This window comes from Chitinivibrionia bacterium (assembly GCA_009779925.1).
GTDB lineage: Bacteria > Fibrobacterota > Chitinivibrionia > Chitinivibrionales > Chitinivibrionaceae > WRFX01.
In genome coordinates this window covers 41,386-54,100 of the sequence record WRAZ01000008.1, presented here as the reverse complement: position 1 = coordinate 54,100, position 12,715 = coordinate 41,386, and the positions used below count along the sequence as shown (strand labels likewise).

At 43.3% G+C, this 12,715-nt stretch carries 13 protein-coding genes; 2 read left to right on the top strand and 11 right to left on the bottom strand.

All coding sequences use genetic code 11. The features are described from left to right. Position 1: 1 nt before the first annotated feature. Entirely contained in the window at positions 2–379 is a 378-nt protein-coding gene (locus FWE23_04350) for a hypothetical protein (GenBank protein ID MCL2844667.1), read from the top strand. Further along, entirely contained in the window at positions 379–1,035 is a 657-nt protein-coding gene (locus FWE23_04345; GenBank protein MCL2844666.1) for an HAD hydrolase-like protein, read from the top strand. The genes FWE23_04350 and FWE23_04345 overlap by 1 nt, the downstream gene beginning before the upstream one ends. Before the next feature lie 62 nt (positions 1,036–1,097). On the opposite strand, the gene FWE23_04340 is transcribed toward FWE23_04345, so the two are convergent. The 11 genes from FWE23_04340 to FWE23_04290 form a co-directional block, all read right to left on the bottom strand. After that, positions 1,098–1,700 carry a hypothetical protein gene (locus FWE23_04340; GenBank protein MCL2844665.1) on the bottom strand — a complete coding sequence of 201 codons (603 nt, stop codon included), beginning with the start codon at positions 1,698–1,700 and terminating at the stop codon, positions 1,098–1,100. A 19-nt stretch (positions 1,701–1,719) separates the two neighbouring features. Next, on the bottom strand, positions 1,720–2,625 hold the full coding sequence (era, locus tag FWE23_04335; GenBank protein ID MCL2844664.1) for a GTPase Era: 906 nt from the start codon (positions 2,623–2,625) through the stop codon (positions 1,720–1,722). Between the two features lie 23 nt (positions 2,626–2,648). Beyond that, the gene (locus tag FWE23_04330) at positions 2,649–4,085 is read right to left on the bottom strand and encodes a penicillin-binding transpeptidase domain-containing protein (protein ID MCL2844663.1); all 1,437 of its coding nucleotides are present in this window, start codon (positions 4,083–4,085) and stop codon (positions 2,649–2,651) included. Continuing rightward, the gene (locus FWE23_04325) at positions 4,082–5,023 is read right to left on the bottom strand and encodes a glycosyltransferase family 2 protein (GenBank protein MCL2844662.1); all 942 of its coding nucleotides are present in this window, start codon (positions 5,021–5,023) and stop codon (positions 4,082–4,084) included. Before FWE23_04325 ends, FWE23_04330 begins: the two co-directional genes overlap by 4 nt. Before the next feature lie 98 nt (positions 5,024–5,121). Next, positions 5,122–5,715 (bottom strand): NUDIX domain-containing protein, encoded by a 594-nt coding sequence (locus FWE23_04320; GenBank protein ID MCL2844661.1) that lies wholly within the window; start codon positions 5,713–5,715, stop codon positions 5,122–5,124. Positions 5,716–5,787: 72 nt separating this feature from the next. Next, the gene (locus tag FWE23_04315) at positions 5,788–7,695 is read right to left on the bottom strand and encodes a methyl-accepting chemotaxis protein (protein MCL2844660.1); all 1,908 of its coding nucleotides are present in this window, start codon (positions 7,693–7,695) and stop codon (positions 5,788–5,790) included. Between the two features lie 127 nt (positions 7,696–7,822). After that, the gene (locus FWE23_04310) at positions 7,823–8,587 is read right to left on the bottom strand and encodes a 16S rRNA (uracil(1498)-N(3))-methyltransferase (GenBank protein MCL2844659.1); all 765 of its coding nucleotides are present in this window, start codon (positions 8,585–8,587) and stop codon (positions 7,823–7,825) included. Between the two features lies 1 nt (position 8,588). Then, positions 8,589–9,596: a GTPase ObgE gene (gene obgE, locus FWE23_04305; GenBank protein MCL2844658.1), complete on the bottom strand. Its 1,008-nt coding sequence runs from the start codon at positions 9,594–9,596 to the stop codon at positions 8,589–8,591. A 4-nt stretch (positions 9,597–9,600) separates the two neighbouring features. Then, a complete protein-coding gene (locus FWE23_04300) occupies positions 9,601–9,876 on the bottom strand; it encodes a zinc ribbon domain-containing protein (GenBank protein ID MCL2844657.1) in 276 nt (91 codons plus the stop codon). A 13-nt stretch (positions 9,877–9,889) separates the two neighbouring features. After that, positions 9,890–10,909: a chorismate synthase gene (gene aroC, locus FWE23_04295; protein ID MCL2844656.1), complete on the bottom strand. Its 1,020-nt coding sequence runs from the start codon at positions 10,907–10,909 to the stop codon at positions 9,890–9,892. Between the two features lie 112 nt (positions 10,910–11,021). Beyond that, positions 11,022–12,683: a sensor domain-containing diguanylate cyclase gene (locus tag FWE23_04290; protein MCL2844655.1), complete on the bottom strand. Its 1,662-nt coding sequence runs from the start codon at positions 12,681–12,683 to the stop codon at positions 11,022–11,024. Positions 12,684–12,715: the final 32 nt, after the last annotated feature.

Below are 12,715 nucleotides of genomic sequence, written 5' to 3'. Positions count from 1 at the left end.
TATGTCGGAAGCAAATTTATCGCCTGCCAAACTGCTTGTCGAAAAACGCGACAGAGCGAAAAAATTAGCTTCGGCGATATACAACGAAATCTTTGACTTCGGCGTTGAAGAAACCGCATTAAAATTTGGAGTAAAACCCGAAGAAGCGGTAAAACTTGCATACCAAAACCTGCGTAAAAACGAAAGAAGCGATTTCGGTAAATTTGAAAAACTTGCCCCAAAAGAAAAAATTGCTGCCGTTTGCGACAAAATAATGCAGATTGGCTCGCTTTCTGAGGCGAAAATATACGAAAATAGTGAGAAATTTGCTAAAAAATGGGAAGTCGTTGCGGCAAAATACATTTTTAAAGAAAGATTAAAACGGGAGAATATTGATTAGTGGAAAACGAGAAGTGGGTAATTTTTGACTTTGACGGAACTATTTCCGAAACAACCGACGCTTTGGTAAAACTTTGGAACGAAAATGTTGCTAAAAAGTATAAACTTAAAGTAATCGCCAATGAAGAATTGCTTGCTCTGCGCGATATGACGGCGGCGGAAAAAATCGCTTACCTCAAAATTCCTTTTTACAAATTACCGTTTGTAATAAGCGCGGCGCGTAAAGGCTTCTTAAAACACATGGGTAATTTTGCCGTATATTCGGGACTGAAAGCGGTCTGCGAAAAATTTATAGAAAAAGGTTGCAAACTTGCAATAATTTCGAGCAACAAAGAAGAAAATATACGAAAATATCTGTCTAAAAACAATTTTGAACTTTTTTCGGAGGTTTATTGCGACAAAGGGCGTTCGCTTTTTGTGAAGCACAAAACAATCAAAAAGTTTTTAGCCGAACACGAAATAGCTCGTGAAAACATTGTCTATATCGGCGACGAAAGCAGAGACGTAGTCGCTTGCAAAAAGGCGGGTGTTGAAGTTGTTTCGGTCTCGTGGGGTTGGGATTCGCGCGAGGTTTTAGAATTGATAAACCCGCACCATTTAGCAGATACTCCCGATGAATTATACAAAAAAGTTGTAGAAATACTGAATTTGGAGTAGGGGCGTATTGCATACGCCCAAATATCCGACAGAAATCTGGTGTATGCAATACGCCCCTACATTTATTGCGCTATTGCCCGCAAAGTTCGGGGGATTATTCTTCGCAGAGCCGCTCTTATGAGCCACTGGGGCACGGGGCTGTTTGGCACAGCGGCGGCAGTCAGGCAAAAGCGCGAAGAAGTATCGCTTAATCTTATCAAATTCCACTGCAAAATCAATTCTTCAAAGTTTATGACCATCATAGCTTTTACCGAATCCGAAAAATTTATGTCGCTTTCACTTTGAATAAAAGAGATTTTTGCTTCATCTTCGCCGATTTCTTCTTTCACTTCTCCCCAAAGCCACGTCCTCACAAAATTTATTCCAAGCACGAAAAACCAAAAATTTTCTTCGGTGTTTTGCGAGCGTAAAATGTATTGAAAACGGTTTTCGTAATCAGTGTAATTTTGTAAAACGGCAAGCCCCTTGTCGAATGTTATGTTAAAGTTTTCGCAGTTGCAGACAAAATACCTCGGTTGTGTACCTCTTTGTCGAGTTGTTGTAAAATGAGCTGACCTTCTCTCGTCAATGTTTTGGTGAATTGAGGCGGCTGTTCTGAGTTCGTTTTCGTTAAATTGCGCAAAGGCAATGGTTGTCCAAACAAAAAATAGAGCGATTTTAGGCATTCGTCGTCCGATTGTCGCCTTAAAATCCTGCGCCTGTCAAAAAGTTTTCTTTTTCGCGCCAATTCGGTGTAATTTTTACAAAAAGCGTAAAATTGGTTTTTACACCCGAAATTCCCCGCATTCTTTTTTGCGCGTTTTGGCGAATTTTTGAAATCATCTGTCCTTTATCGCCTATAATTATCGCCTTTTGTCCTACGGTTTCAACGTGAATGTCGGCGGCTATTTCGTGAAGTTCGTCGCCTTCCTTATACGAAATTATCGACACAAAAACCGAGTGGGGGACTTCTTCTTTTGTGTAGTTTATTATCTGTTTTCTGATACATTCGGCGGCAATAAAGCGCATATCGCTGTCGGTTATGTCTTCTGGCGAATAAAAATGCGGACCTTCGGGGATAAACGGTCGCACAAATTCTATAAATTTTTCCGACGAATTTTCCGCCAATGCCGACAAATGCAGTTTTGGAGCGTCTGCCAAAAACTGGTATCGCTCATTAAATTCATCGACTTTTGCCATACCTTTTTCTATAGGAACTTTATCGACTTTGTTGAAGATTACCACGATTTTTGCCTTTGTCGGCGATTTTTCTATTTTGTGCGCAATTTCGTCTTCTTCATCGCCGAAATCCCGCATCATATCTACCATATAGCAAATAATGTCTATTCCGTCGTCTTTGAGAACGCTTATGCTTTGTTCGTAAAGCATTTTGTTGAGCAGGTGTTTGCCTTTGTGAATTCCGGGGGTGTCCATTATGACTATCTGCGTATCGCCGTCTGTGTAAATTCCGCGCATTGTTTTTTGCGTGGTTTGCGGCATATTTGATACTATCGCAAGACTTTGCCCCAAAACTGCGTTCATAAGGGTAGATTTTCCGCTGTTCGGGCGACCGATAATCGCCAAAAACGCTGTGTAAGTTTTATCGCTCATTTTTATTTTGTCTCCTGTTTTCTTTATTCTTCGTAGCCGTCGTCATCAACCGCTCTTTGTACTGCTTCTTCTCTTTGCGCTTCTGCTTGCGTTCTTACTTCTTGGGCAAGAACTCGCTGTCTTCTTCGGACGTGTTCGTACATAATATTTGCGGAAATTTGTGATGGACGTAAGTGCCACGTGGTGGGCTGAACCAAAACAACGCTTGTTGCTATGGTAATATTTCTGGTTGTGTCTTTTGCAAAACCGACAAACCACTCGTTTCGTCCCAAGTCGTTAGTTAAAGTGCCTGTTTTTCCGCCTGAAACAACATTTTGCCCTGCCGTTCCCGACAAAAACGTTCTGCGTTCTTCCCTGAAAGTTCTGCGCGCCGAACCACTGCTTGTAGTTGCCCGTTTGAGAACCAACAAACTGTCGGCGATGTCGTTTGCGGTTGTTTGTCGCCATTTGCGCGTGTTTGCTTTGTAAAGTCTGCGTCCTTGCATATCTACTACACTGTCCACAAGGGTCGGCGCCATCATAACGCCTTGGTTTAGAATGGAAGCCATCATAAGCGCGCCCAAAATTGGGCTTAGGGTTGTTCCTCTGTGAAAGCCGCTACCCAAAAACGCCAAAGAGTCGGCATTGTTTATGTTGTCGGGAGTAGTTTCGGGAAAATAACTTATATCGACGGGCATTTCAAAGGGAATAGGGGAGTTCCATCCAAATCTTTCCGCCGTGTTGTGCAAAGTGGAACGCCCGATATGATGAAGCGCCATCCATCCGAAAACAGGATTTGTTGACCGTGCGTATGCTTGCGCAAAAGTTGTCTCGTTCGCTCTTTCGCCGAATTCAAGAGGGGTAAACTGTGCGCGATAAAGCGTTGTGCCTCTTCCGGGAAAACGAAATGTGGAAGCGGTGGTAATATCCATATTCTCGAATGCCGCTTGAGCCGTGACGGTTTTTATTATGGACGCCGCCAAAAATCTGCTTGAAAGCGCCATATTCGGTGCAATTTCGGGAAGTTCGGGGTCTCTGTGAGATACCATTGAAATAATCTGCCCTGTTTCGGGGTTAATTGCAACGACCGCCGCATACCTGCCTCTTGCTCTGTTTAATTGGTTTTGCGCTCTTCTTTGCAGGGTTGTGTCTATGCTGAAATATCGGATAACCTCAGTTCTTTGCCAACGGACGGTATCGCGGTCTTGCGTTAAATTCGGCGGGAACTGCTCCATAAGCTTTTTGAGGTCATTTGCTGTAAATCGGGCGTTTCTTTGAGCGGCGGCAGGTCTTTCTTTTGCTGTTTCCGCTGTTTTTTCGCTTTCTTGCGGCGTTTGCTCCGTTTTTTTTCCGCAAGTGCTGATATAATAGCCGACAACAAAGGCAATTATCAAAATCGGTGCGCCTTTTTTCAAAATTTTGCTGAGCGGTATGTTAATTTTTTTTACTTTTTTGCTTCTGTATTTACTTTTATACTTCATAACACGTCAATTCCTATTGTTTTTTTTATTGTGTACTTGCGCTCTTTGTTTTGATTGGTTATCATTTCGCCGATAAGCCCTATGGAGAAAAACTGAACGCCCAAAATAGCCGACATAACCCCCAGCAAAAAAAGCGGGCGAATGTGCAGTTCAAAAGTCGTCGCCCAAACAAAGCCGAAATATCCCAGAATTCCTCCGCCCAAAGCGATAAGCAAAAGTCCTATCATTCCGAAGAAATGCAGAGGGTTTCTCATATATTTGCGCAAAAACAAAAGCGTTGCAAAGTCAAATGCTCCGTTAAAAAAACGGTTTATTCCGAATTTGGATTTTCCGTAAATTCGCGGGTGATGCGGAACAGGGCATTCGCTTACCTTGTAGCTGTTCCAATGCGCTAAAATCGGTAAAAATCTGTGTCTTTCGCCGTAAACTTCGAGCGACTTTGCCGCTTCTTTTCTGTAAATTTTAAAGCCGCAGTTGAAATCGTGAAGTTTAAGTCCCGACATCTGCGATACTACAAAGTTGAATATTTTCGATGGGATATTTTTGGTCAATACAGGGTCGTGCCGCACTTTTTTCCAACCCGAAACTACGTCGTATGGTCCCTCTTCTATTTTGGCTACAAGGTCGCCGATTGCCGCGGGGTCGTCCTGCAAATCTGCGTCCATCGTTATTATATAATCGCCCTGCGCCGCAGAAAATCCAACGCTTAACGCCGCCGATTTTCCGTAATTTCTTCCGAAACTTATAAGCTTTGCTGTTTTGTCGCCGACTTCTGAAATTATATCTTTTATTATTTGCGCCGAATTATCGTTGCTTCCGTCATCAACAAAGATTACTTCGTAAGAAAATGCCTTGGGCATAGCGTTTTGAATAGCAGAAAACAACTCTTTCAAACTTTCTTCTTCATTAAAAAGCGGAATAATAATCGATATTTTCACTAAAAAACCTTCCTTTTTTTCGGGAAAAATACTTTTTGCCGCCGCCTGAAAGTAAAAACACTTGCGTTTTCTGTTAAAATGCGCGCCAGATCGCTTTTTTACAACATATTCAGTGCGGCAAAAGTGATGCAACTTACCGTTTTTGCTTGCAATTCTTCTTCGGTGTATAGTTTAACGATTATTTTTTCATCGCCGTTGTCGATGATTTTATTTTGCAACGCCGAAAATTCGTTTGCCGTCAAAGAAATCTCGGTTTTAAAAAAGTATATTTTCTCATCGCAGGCGCCGGGGGATGTGAATAACGGTTTGCCGTCATTTAGCGTTTCAACGTCTTCCCGCTTGATTTTTATGCCTGTTTCTTCTTCAAGTTCCTTTATTACTACGGCAAGCGGGTCGCAGTCCGTGTCCATCATACCTGCGGGAAATTCGCAGTGAATTTTTCCGTCGGCAATTCGTCTTTGTTCTACGCACAAAAAGTATTTTGCGTTTTGCGCCGTTATTATCGGAACTATGCTCACTCCGTCGCCTTTTACAAAAACAAAAGGCAAAACGTCGTCCGATTTTATTTCGAGCGTTGCAAAAAGCAATTCGCCGTTGCCTTTGCGTTGCGTGCTCAGTATTTTAACGTTATCGACTTGCACATTTTCGCTCAGAGTACTTATGTAGTTAAGCAGTTTTGCTTCGCTAATCATTTTTTCAGCTCCTTAACAAAAACGGGCAAACCTTGCAGTTCACCCATTTTCCTGTTAAATTTCTTTTAAATATCAATCGTCGTCAAACGCGATAAGTTGAGTTTGTTGCGGAACAGAAACAGAAGGTTTGCTTCTTACGCTAACGCCGCCTACTTTTGTGCCGGGAGCTTTGCCTTCCGTTACATTCAGTAAGCTTATTACCATATTTCTCAGCGCCATTGCTTCTTGCGCCAACACTTGTGTGTTATCGGATATATTACGCGCGTCCGTCGCCGACGATTGTGTATCGACGTTCATATCGTTTACGGCTTTGGCTATAGAAGAAACGCCTTGCGCCTGTTCTTTTGCGGCATTTGTGATTTCGCCCACGACTACGGAAATTTTGCTTGCCGTTATCGTTATTTTTTCGATTGCCGCCGCTGTTTCTTGTGCCAAACTTACGCCTTGCGCACTGCTTTGTTGCGAGCCTTGAATTAAATCTGCCGTTTTCTTTGCACTTTCGGCGCTTCTTTGAGCCAAACTACGGACTTCTTCCGCAACAACGGCAAAGCCTTTGCCTGCTTCGCCCGCTCTTGCCGCCTCAACTGCCGCGTTAAGAGCCAAAAGGTTGGTCTGGAAAGCGATTTCGTCAATATCTTTAAGGATTTTTGCCGTATCGTTGCTCGAATTTTGAATTTCAATTACCGCTTCGTTCAGACGGTTCATAGCGTCTTGTCCGACTTTTGCCTTTTCTACACTGTCTTTTACCAATCCTTCGGCGCTTTTTGCATTAGTTGCGGTTTGCGAGGTCATCGATGTTATTTCGGTGAGCGAAGATGATATTTCTTCCAAGTTTGTTGCGTTTCTGGCTGTTGCGTCCGACATGTGAGATACCGATGCGGAAGCGTTATTGGAAACATCTGCCAGATTATTCGCCGCTTCATCCAAATCATCGGTAACTTTACGAAGATTTACCGTAATTTTCTTTGTGAAAAGTTGCGTGTAGAAATAACCGAACACCAATGCCGTAAGTATTGTTATAATTGCCATAAGCGTAGTGTTGCCTTGTCTTGAATACGCTTCTTTCGAAATCGTTCTCAATCTGCCTATCGCTTTTTCCGATAAATCTTCGGTCTCGGAGGAAAGTCTTTCAAAAAGTTCGGTTTTTTGTATGCCGATGCCGCCAACGTTTCTGAAAATTCCCATCATATCAGACATTTCCGTATTATATTGCGCAATGGTGTCAAGTATTTTGCGGGATAAATTCAAAAAATACGGAATTTGGGTTGTTCTGTTTATCTCTACCATAGAAGAGTTTATTATGTCCATATTTTCTTTGGCAAGAGCAACGATGTCTTCTCTTTGTTGGGTAGTTGCCGCTCGTGAAATCGCAAAAGTCGCCGCGTTTGTTCTTCCTAAGGCGTTATACGCGCTGTTCGTTGAGATTAAACGGTCGATACGTCGTCTTAATCTTCCATAGTCTAAAGCCGCAAGTTCTCTGTTTATAACCGCCGCCAGCGTGTCGCCGCTCCAGTATTCGTGGTGGTCGGTATGCACTTGTTCCGACAGTCTTTTAAGGTTTACTCCTTTAGGCAACGCTCTTAAAACGTTGGAATTAAGTTCCGTTGCCAAGCGGCGATACTGCGTCGCTATAACGATTAAGTCATCGACCTTTCTTAATTGGTCGCCGATATCGTCGGGATATGCTTGCACGTGCGTTCTGAGCTCCGAAAGCGAGCGGTCTAAGTCAGCAAGTTTGTTGATACCTCTGTCAAAATCGTTTTTGTCAAACGTATAGGTGAAAGCGCGAAAATGATAACCCGCTTTTAACGCGGCTTCGTTAACGTTATACGTAATATCTACAAGGGGGACATAAACATTTGCCTGTAAATACGAATATTTTGCACCAACAGTACTAGTAGTTATGACAATTACCGCAAAAATTAATGTTATTATCGTAGAAACGATAAAAGCCCGATACATCCAAAACTTTAAAACCATAGAACAACCTCTTTCTAAAATTTATTAAATAAGCAAATAAACCCTATACAATATACTTATAGTTTTTAGGCAATAACGGAAAAAAAAGTATGAATTTATAAATTTATGGTTTTGGCTGTGAAATATATCACAGGGCTTGTCCGACAGCCGCGGCGGCGCAGACAGCCGCAAGTTCGGTTCGGAGGCGATATTCACCAAGGCACAGAGACAAGGCATGCCTTGTCTTTACGATAGAATCTATTTCGTCTTGTGAAAATCCCGACGGAGGTCCTACAAAAATGCAAATCGACTGCGGAATATCGCCCTTTTTTATAATTTCGTCAATTCTCTGCCCCCCAAAATCCCCCAGTAGAGACAAGGCACGCCTTGTCTCAAAATCCCCCGAATTTTCGCTACCATCGCCAATTTCGCAAAATTTCCCCAATTCAACCGGCTTCTCCAAAACGGTAATATGCGGATTTAGCGATTGCTTTATCGAAGAAATAATTTTTCTGCGGCATCTTTGCGCAACTTTTTCCCAACGCTCGTCCGCGTAGTTTTTTTGACATTTGTTTGTTATAAGCGGAACAATTTTCGCCACTCCGAGCGGCGCAAGCATTTCGCAAACGTCTTCCAGCTTTTCTTTTTCGGGCATACCAATCGCTACCGTAATTGCGCACAAGGGCGGTTTGTGGCGGTGTGTGGAAATTATTTCACAAAGCGCGCTGTCTCTCTTCATTTTTACGATTTTGCTCTCGAAAATATTGCCTTTGCCGTCGGTTATACGGATTTCGTCGCCCTCGCTGAACCTGAGAACGTTGGAAATATGCGCAACCTCGTCGCTGTCCAAAAGAATGGAGTTTTCGTTAATATTTTCGCTGAAAAACAGAAAATGCGCGTCTTTTTTGCTCATTTTATCCGACCGAAATAACTTTTTTATCTATAGTTCCGTCTTCTTCGCGCGCCTGAGTAATCATTTCGTTTAACTTAATAATAAGTTTTGAAACGCCGTCGTTTGTCGCCGCCGAAATGGAAAGCCACCCGCGCGGAATTTTGTATTCGCTTGCTTCTCGCGTATCGGTTTTGGTTAAAACGCATATACACGGTTTTTCGGCGAGTTCTTTACTGTGTTTTTTTAGTTCTTTTTTAAGTTTTTTTGCTGTTTCGCTCGGATTTTCGTCGTTGCAATCCACCAAAACCGCTAAAACGCGAGTTCGTTCGATGTGCTGTAAAAATTGTATGCCGAGCCCTTTTCCGGCACTTGCACCCTCAATAATTCCCGGAATATCCGCCATAACAAACGAAGTGAAATCGCCTGTTTTTACTATTCCCAAGTGCGGTTTAAGGGTTGTGAACGGATAATCGGCGATTTCGGGAGTTGCCCGCGATACAACCGACAAAAGCGTGGATTTTCCCGCGTTGGGAAGTCCCACAAGTCCGACGTCCGCCATAACTTTCAGCGTTAGTTTCAGCGTTCTTTTTTCGCCCTCTTTTCCGTATTCGGCGTATTCGGGGTTGGGGGTAAGTTTGCTCACCATTGCTCGGTTTCCGCGCCCGCCGCGCCCGCCTTTTGCGACCATTACCTCTTCGCCGTCTTCCGTGAAATCGTAAATGAGCTCGTCGGTTTCAAAATCTCTTATTATTGTTCCCAGCGGAACGTAAATTTTTGCGTCTTCGCCGCTTCTGCCGTATAAATTATGCGAGCCGCCGTGTCCGCCGCGCTCTGCTTTGTAGTAGGATTTATACGAAATATCCTGTAATGTATGAACTTTTTTGCTTGCGACGACATAAACGTTTCCGCCGCGCCCGCCGTTTCCGCCGCCCGGTTTTCCTTTCGGCTTAAATTTGTCGCGGTCGTAAGAAAAACATCCGTTTCCGCCGTCGCCCGAAATAACTTCTATTTTTGCGCTGTCTATAAACATTTAATTAACTCGCCTTCTCGTTCGCAGAGCTTGTCGAAGCGCAAGCGCCCGCCGACGGACAGCCTTGACATTCCGCTTTTTTTGCGGCGGGTTTGTTTTTGAAATCGGTTTGATAATAGCCCGTTCCTTTAAGAATTGCTCCCGCACCCATTCCGATGAGGCGCTTAACGTCTCCCTTGCAGTTTTCGTCAATGCAAACTTTAAGCGGTTCCGCCGACATACTCTCAAATTTGTCGAATGTTTTTTCGCATTTTTCGCATTTATATGTATAGGTTGGCATAAAATCCTTTCTTTTATCTCGTTTTTGTTGAATTCTGCCTCAACAAACAGTCCAAAATTACCATTGCCGCCATTGCTTCTACCACGGGGACGGCGCGGATTGCAACGCAAGGGTCGTGCCTGCCTTTGCCTTCGAGTGGATTAGGATTTCCGTAATAATCGACTGTCAGTTGTTTTGTTCCTATAGTTGGCGTCGGCTTAAAAGCAACTTTAAAGATAATGTTTTCACCATTTGTTATTCCGCCTTGAATTCCGCCGCTGTTATTAGTTATCGTGCCTAATTTACCGTTTTTCATAACGAAAAGGTCGTTGTGTTCGTTGCCTTTCATTTTTGCCGCTGAAAATCCGCTACCGATTTCAAAACCCTTTGCGGCGGGAATCGACATCATTGCTTGAGCAAGTAAAGCGTCGATTTTGTCGAACACGGGGTTTCCCAGCCCCGTCGGAACGTTTTTGCATACGCAAGTAATAGCTCCGCCGACAGAATTTTTTTCTGCCTTTGCTTTTTCGACTTCTTTTTCTATTGCCTCCAAATTACCTTCAATGTCGCATATATTACCGATTTGAGAGATTCCTGCGGCAATTTCTATGTCGAAAATTTTGAGAACTTCCATAGCAATCGCGCCCGAAATTACTCGTCCGATAGTTTCTCTCGCGCTTGCTCGTCCACCGCCTGAAGACGCGACTATTCCGAATTTTTCTTTGTAGGTGAAATCGGCGTGCGACGGGCGGGGAACATCGGTAAATCCACTGTAGTCATTCGAACGAAAATCTTTATTTTCTACAAATACCGCAATCGGCGTTCCTAAAGTTTTTCCGTTTTCTACGCCCGAAAGAATTACCGCCGTATCGCTTTCGTTTCGTTGGGTCGTTAATTTGCTTGTTCCCGGCTTTCTGCGGTCTAATTGCTTCTGAATTACCTCTTCGCTTATTTCGATATTTGCGGGACAACCGTCGATTATTGCGCCTACGCCGCGACTGTGGCTTTCGCCGAAAGTCGTTGTTCTGTAAATGAGCCCGAATGTGTTATCCATTGGTTTTGTTCCTTAAATTTCCGTTTTTTCGCCTAAATTTGCTCCAAAAATACTATTTGGGCGACGGCTTGCGGCGGGGATTTTTCTCATTTTTGTCGGGAATGCTGTTTTCTTAGGCTTTCAACGCTTCAAATGTGTATTGATTTCGTCCGTTTTCTTTGGATTTGTATAGCGCTTCGTCGGCAAGTTTTATGTAATTGTCGCCGTTGTGCGTGTGCGATACTTTTCCTGTCGTTATTCCGATAGAAATTGATACAAAACCGACGGGCTCGTTTTTTTCGTGCGTTATGTTCAGGTTTCTTACTTGTTCTATCATTGTTTGGGCGACTGTTTTTGCGCCGTCTTCGTCGGTGTGAGGAAGAACTACCACGAATTCTTCGCCGCCGTATCTCGCTACAAAGTCGTCTGTCCGCGACAAAGTTTCGGTTAGCGCTTTTGCAACGGATTTCAGGCATTCGTCGCCTTTTTGGTGTCCGTAGGTGTCGTTGTATTTTTTGAAGAAATCGATGTCGATAAACAATAAACTCAGCTCGTTGTCGCCGCGGGAAAGCGATTTTATTACGCGTTCCATATTTGTTTCCAAGAAGCGGCGATTGTAAATTCCCGTTAGCGCGTCGTTGTAAACGTCGTTGGTTAAGGTGCGGTTTTGGTCTAAGAAATCGCAGATACTGCGGGCTATAATTCCGACCTCGTCGTTTCTTTTTGCCAGAATATAGGGCGACGACCAGTCCGACGATATTTGATTTAGCGCTTTAACCATATTTTGCAGAGGCGTAAGCAATTTTGCCACGATAATGTTGAACATCAAAAACATAAAAACCATAACTATCGACATAATAACGAAAAGAAATGTCATTAAATATCCGTAATTTCCGCCTACAAGAGGGATGGTCGAGACGATAAACCAGCCGAATTCCGAAATGGCGGCAACCGCAAACTCGCTTCGACTGCACTCGAAAAATCTTATTTCGTTGTAATTCAGGTCTAAGGCGGTCGATAAAATTTTGTCGCCGCATATCTCGAACACTTCGTTTATGTGCCTCTTTTCCGCGACTAAATTCACGTCTTTTGCACCTGTGATTTCTCCCTGAACGTTAAAAAAGAACGTTTGCGCGCGGCTTTTTTGCTCGCTGAATATTACGTAAACAAAATCCGACAAGTCAATGCCCGTGCCTATAACTCCGACGGGGGCGCCCGTTCTGTCGAAAACAGGCGCGTTTACCCAAAGTTTGGGAATTTGCGACTGTTCGTCAAAATTTATGTTGAGATTGTATTCGGTGGTTTCGTGAAGAGTTTTTTTATACCAATAAGTTAACGGATTGGTCGATGTTTCTATGTTCACCTCGTAAACAAGAGTGTCGTTTCGGTAATATTTTTTGTCGGTGGTGTTTATCCAAAACAACGATTCCGACCTCAGCGTGTAGCGATAAGCCTCCAGCTCTCTTCTTGCCAGCCGCTCAAAAGTTTGGTCTGTCGGCTCGGAAAAATAATCCGCTATAATGGGAGATTTCGCCATATTTCGGATTATTGCGATTTCGCTGTTTATCCGCGCTTCAAGTTTAATTCGCCCCAAGGCTACGGTTTGCTCCAGCTCTTCGTCTATGGATTGCTTTATTATTTGCTTCATCGCAATCGAGAAGAAAATCGTTCCTACTACAATAATGAAAGTGAGTAAAAGAAGCGAGAAGATAAAAAACTTTCGCTTTATAGATGTAAGTCGCTTGTGCGTAATGTGCTCTTGCTTTTCCGCGACTGTGTTTTTATTAACGCCCATTGTTAAATCCAACCTCAAAAAAATATGAAAAT

Bases quoted from the DNA above. Each gene is read 5' to 3' on its own strand.
- FWE23_04350 (MCL2844667.1), top strand. From the start codon at position 2: ATGTCGGAAGCAAATTTATCGCCTGCCAAACTGCTTGTCGAAAAACGC.
- FWE23_04340 (MCL2844665.1), bottom strand. From the start codon at position 1,700: ATGCCTAAAATCGCTCTATTTTTTGTTTGGACAACCATTGCCTTTGCG.
- era (MCL2844664.1), bottom strand. From the start codon at position 2,625: ATGAGCGATAAAACTTACACAGCGTTTTTGGCGATTATCGGTCGCCCG.
- FWE23_04330 (MCL2844663.1), bottom strand. From the start codon at position 4,085: ATGAAGTATAAAAGTAAATACAGAAGCAAAAAAGTAAAAAAAATTAAC.
- FWE23_04320 (MCL2844661.1), bottom strand. From the start codon at position 5,715: ATGATTAGCGAAGCAAAACTGCTTAACTACATAAGTACTCTGAGCGAA.
- FWE23_04315 (MCL2844660.1), bottom strand. From the start codon at position 7,695: ATGGTTTTAAAGTTTTGGATGTATCGGGCTTTTATCGTTTCTACGATA.
- FWE23_04310 (MCL2844659.1), bottom strand. From the start codon at position 8,587: ATGAGCAAAAAAGACGCGCATTTTCTGTTTTTCAGCGAAAATATTAAC.
- obgE (MCL2844658.1), bottom strand. From the start codon at position 9,596: ATGTTTATAGACAGCGCAAAAATAGAAGTTATTTCGGGCGACGGCGGA.
- FWE23_04300 (MCL2844657.1), bottom strand. From the start codon at position 9,876: ATGCCAACCTATACATATAAATGCGAAAAATGCGAAAAAACATTCGAC.
- aroC (MCL2844656.1), bottom strand. From the start codon at position 10,909: ATGGATAACACATTCGGGCTCATTTACAGAACAACGACTTTCGGCGAA.
- FWE23_04290 (MCL2844655.1), bottom strand. From the start codon at position 12,683: ATGGGCGTTAATAAAAACACAGTCGCGGAAAAGCAAGAGCACATTACG.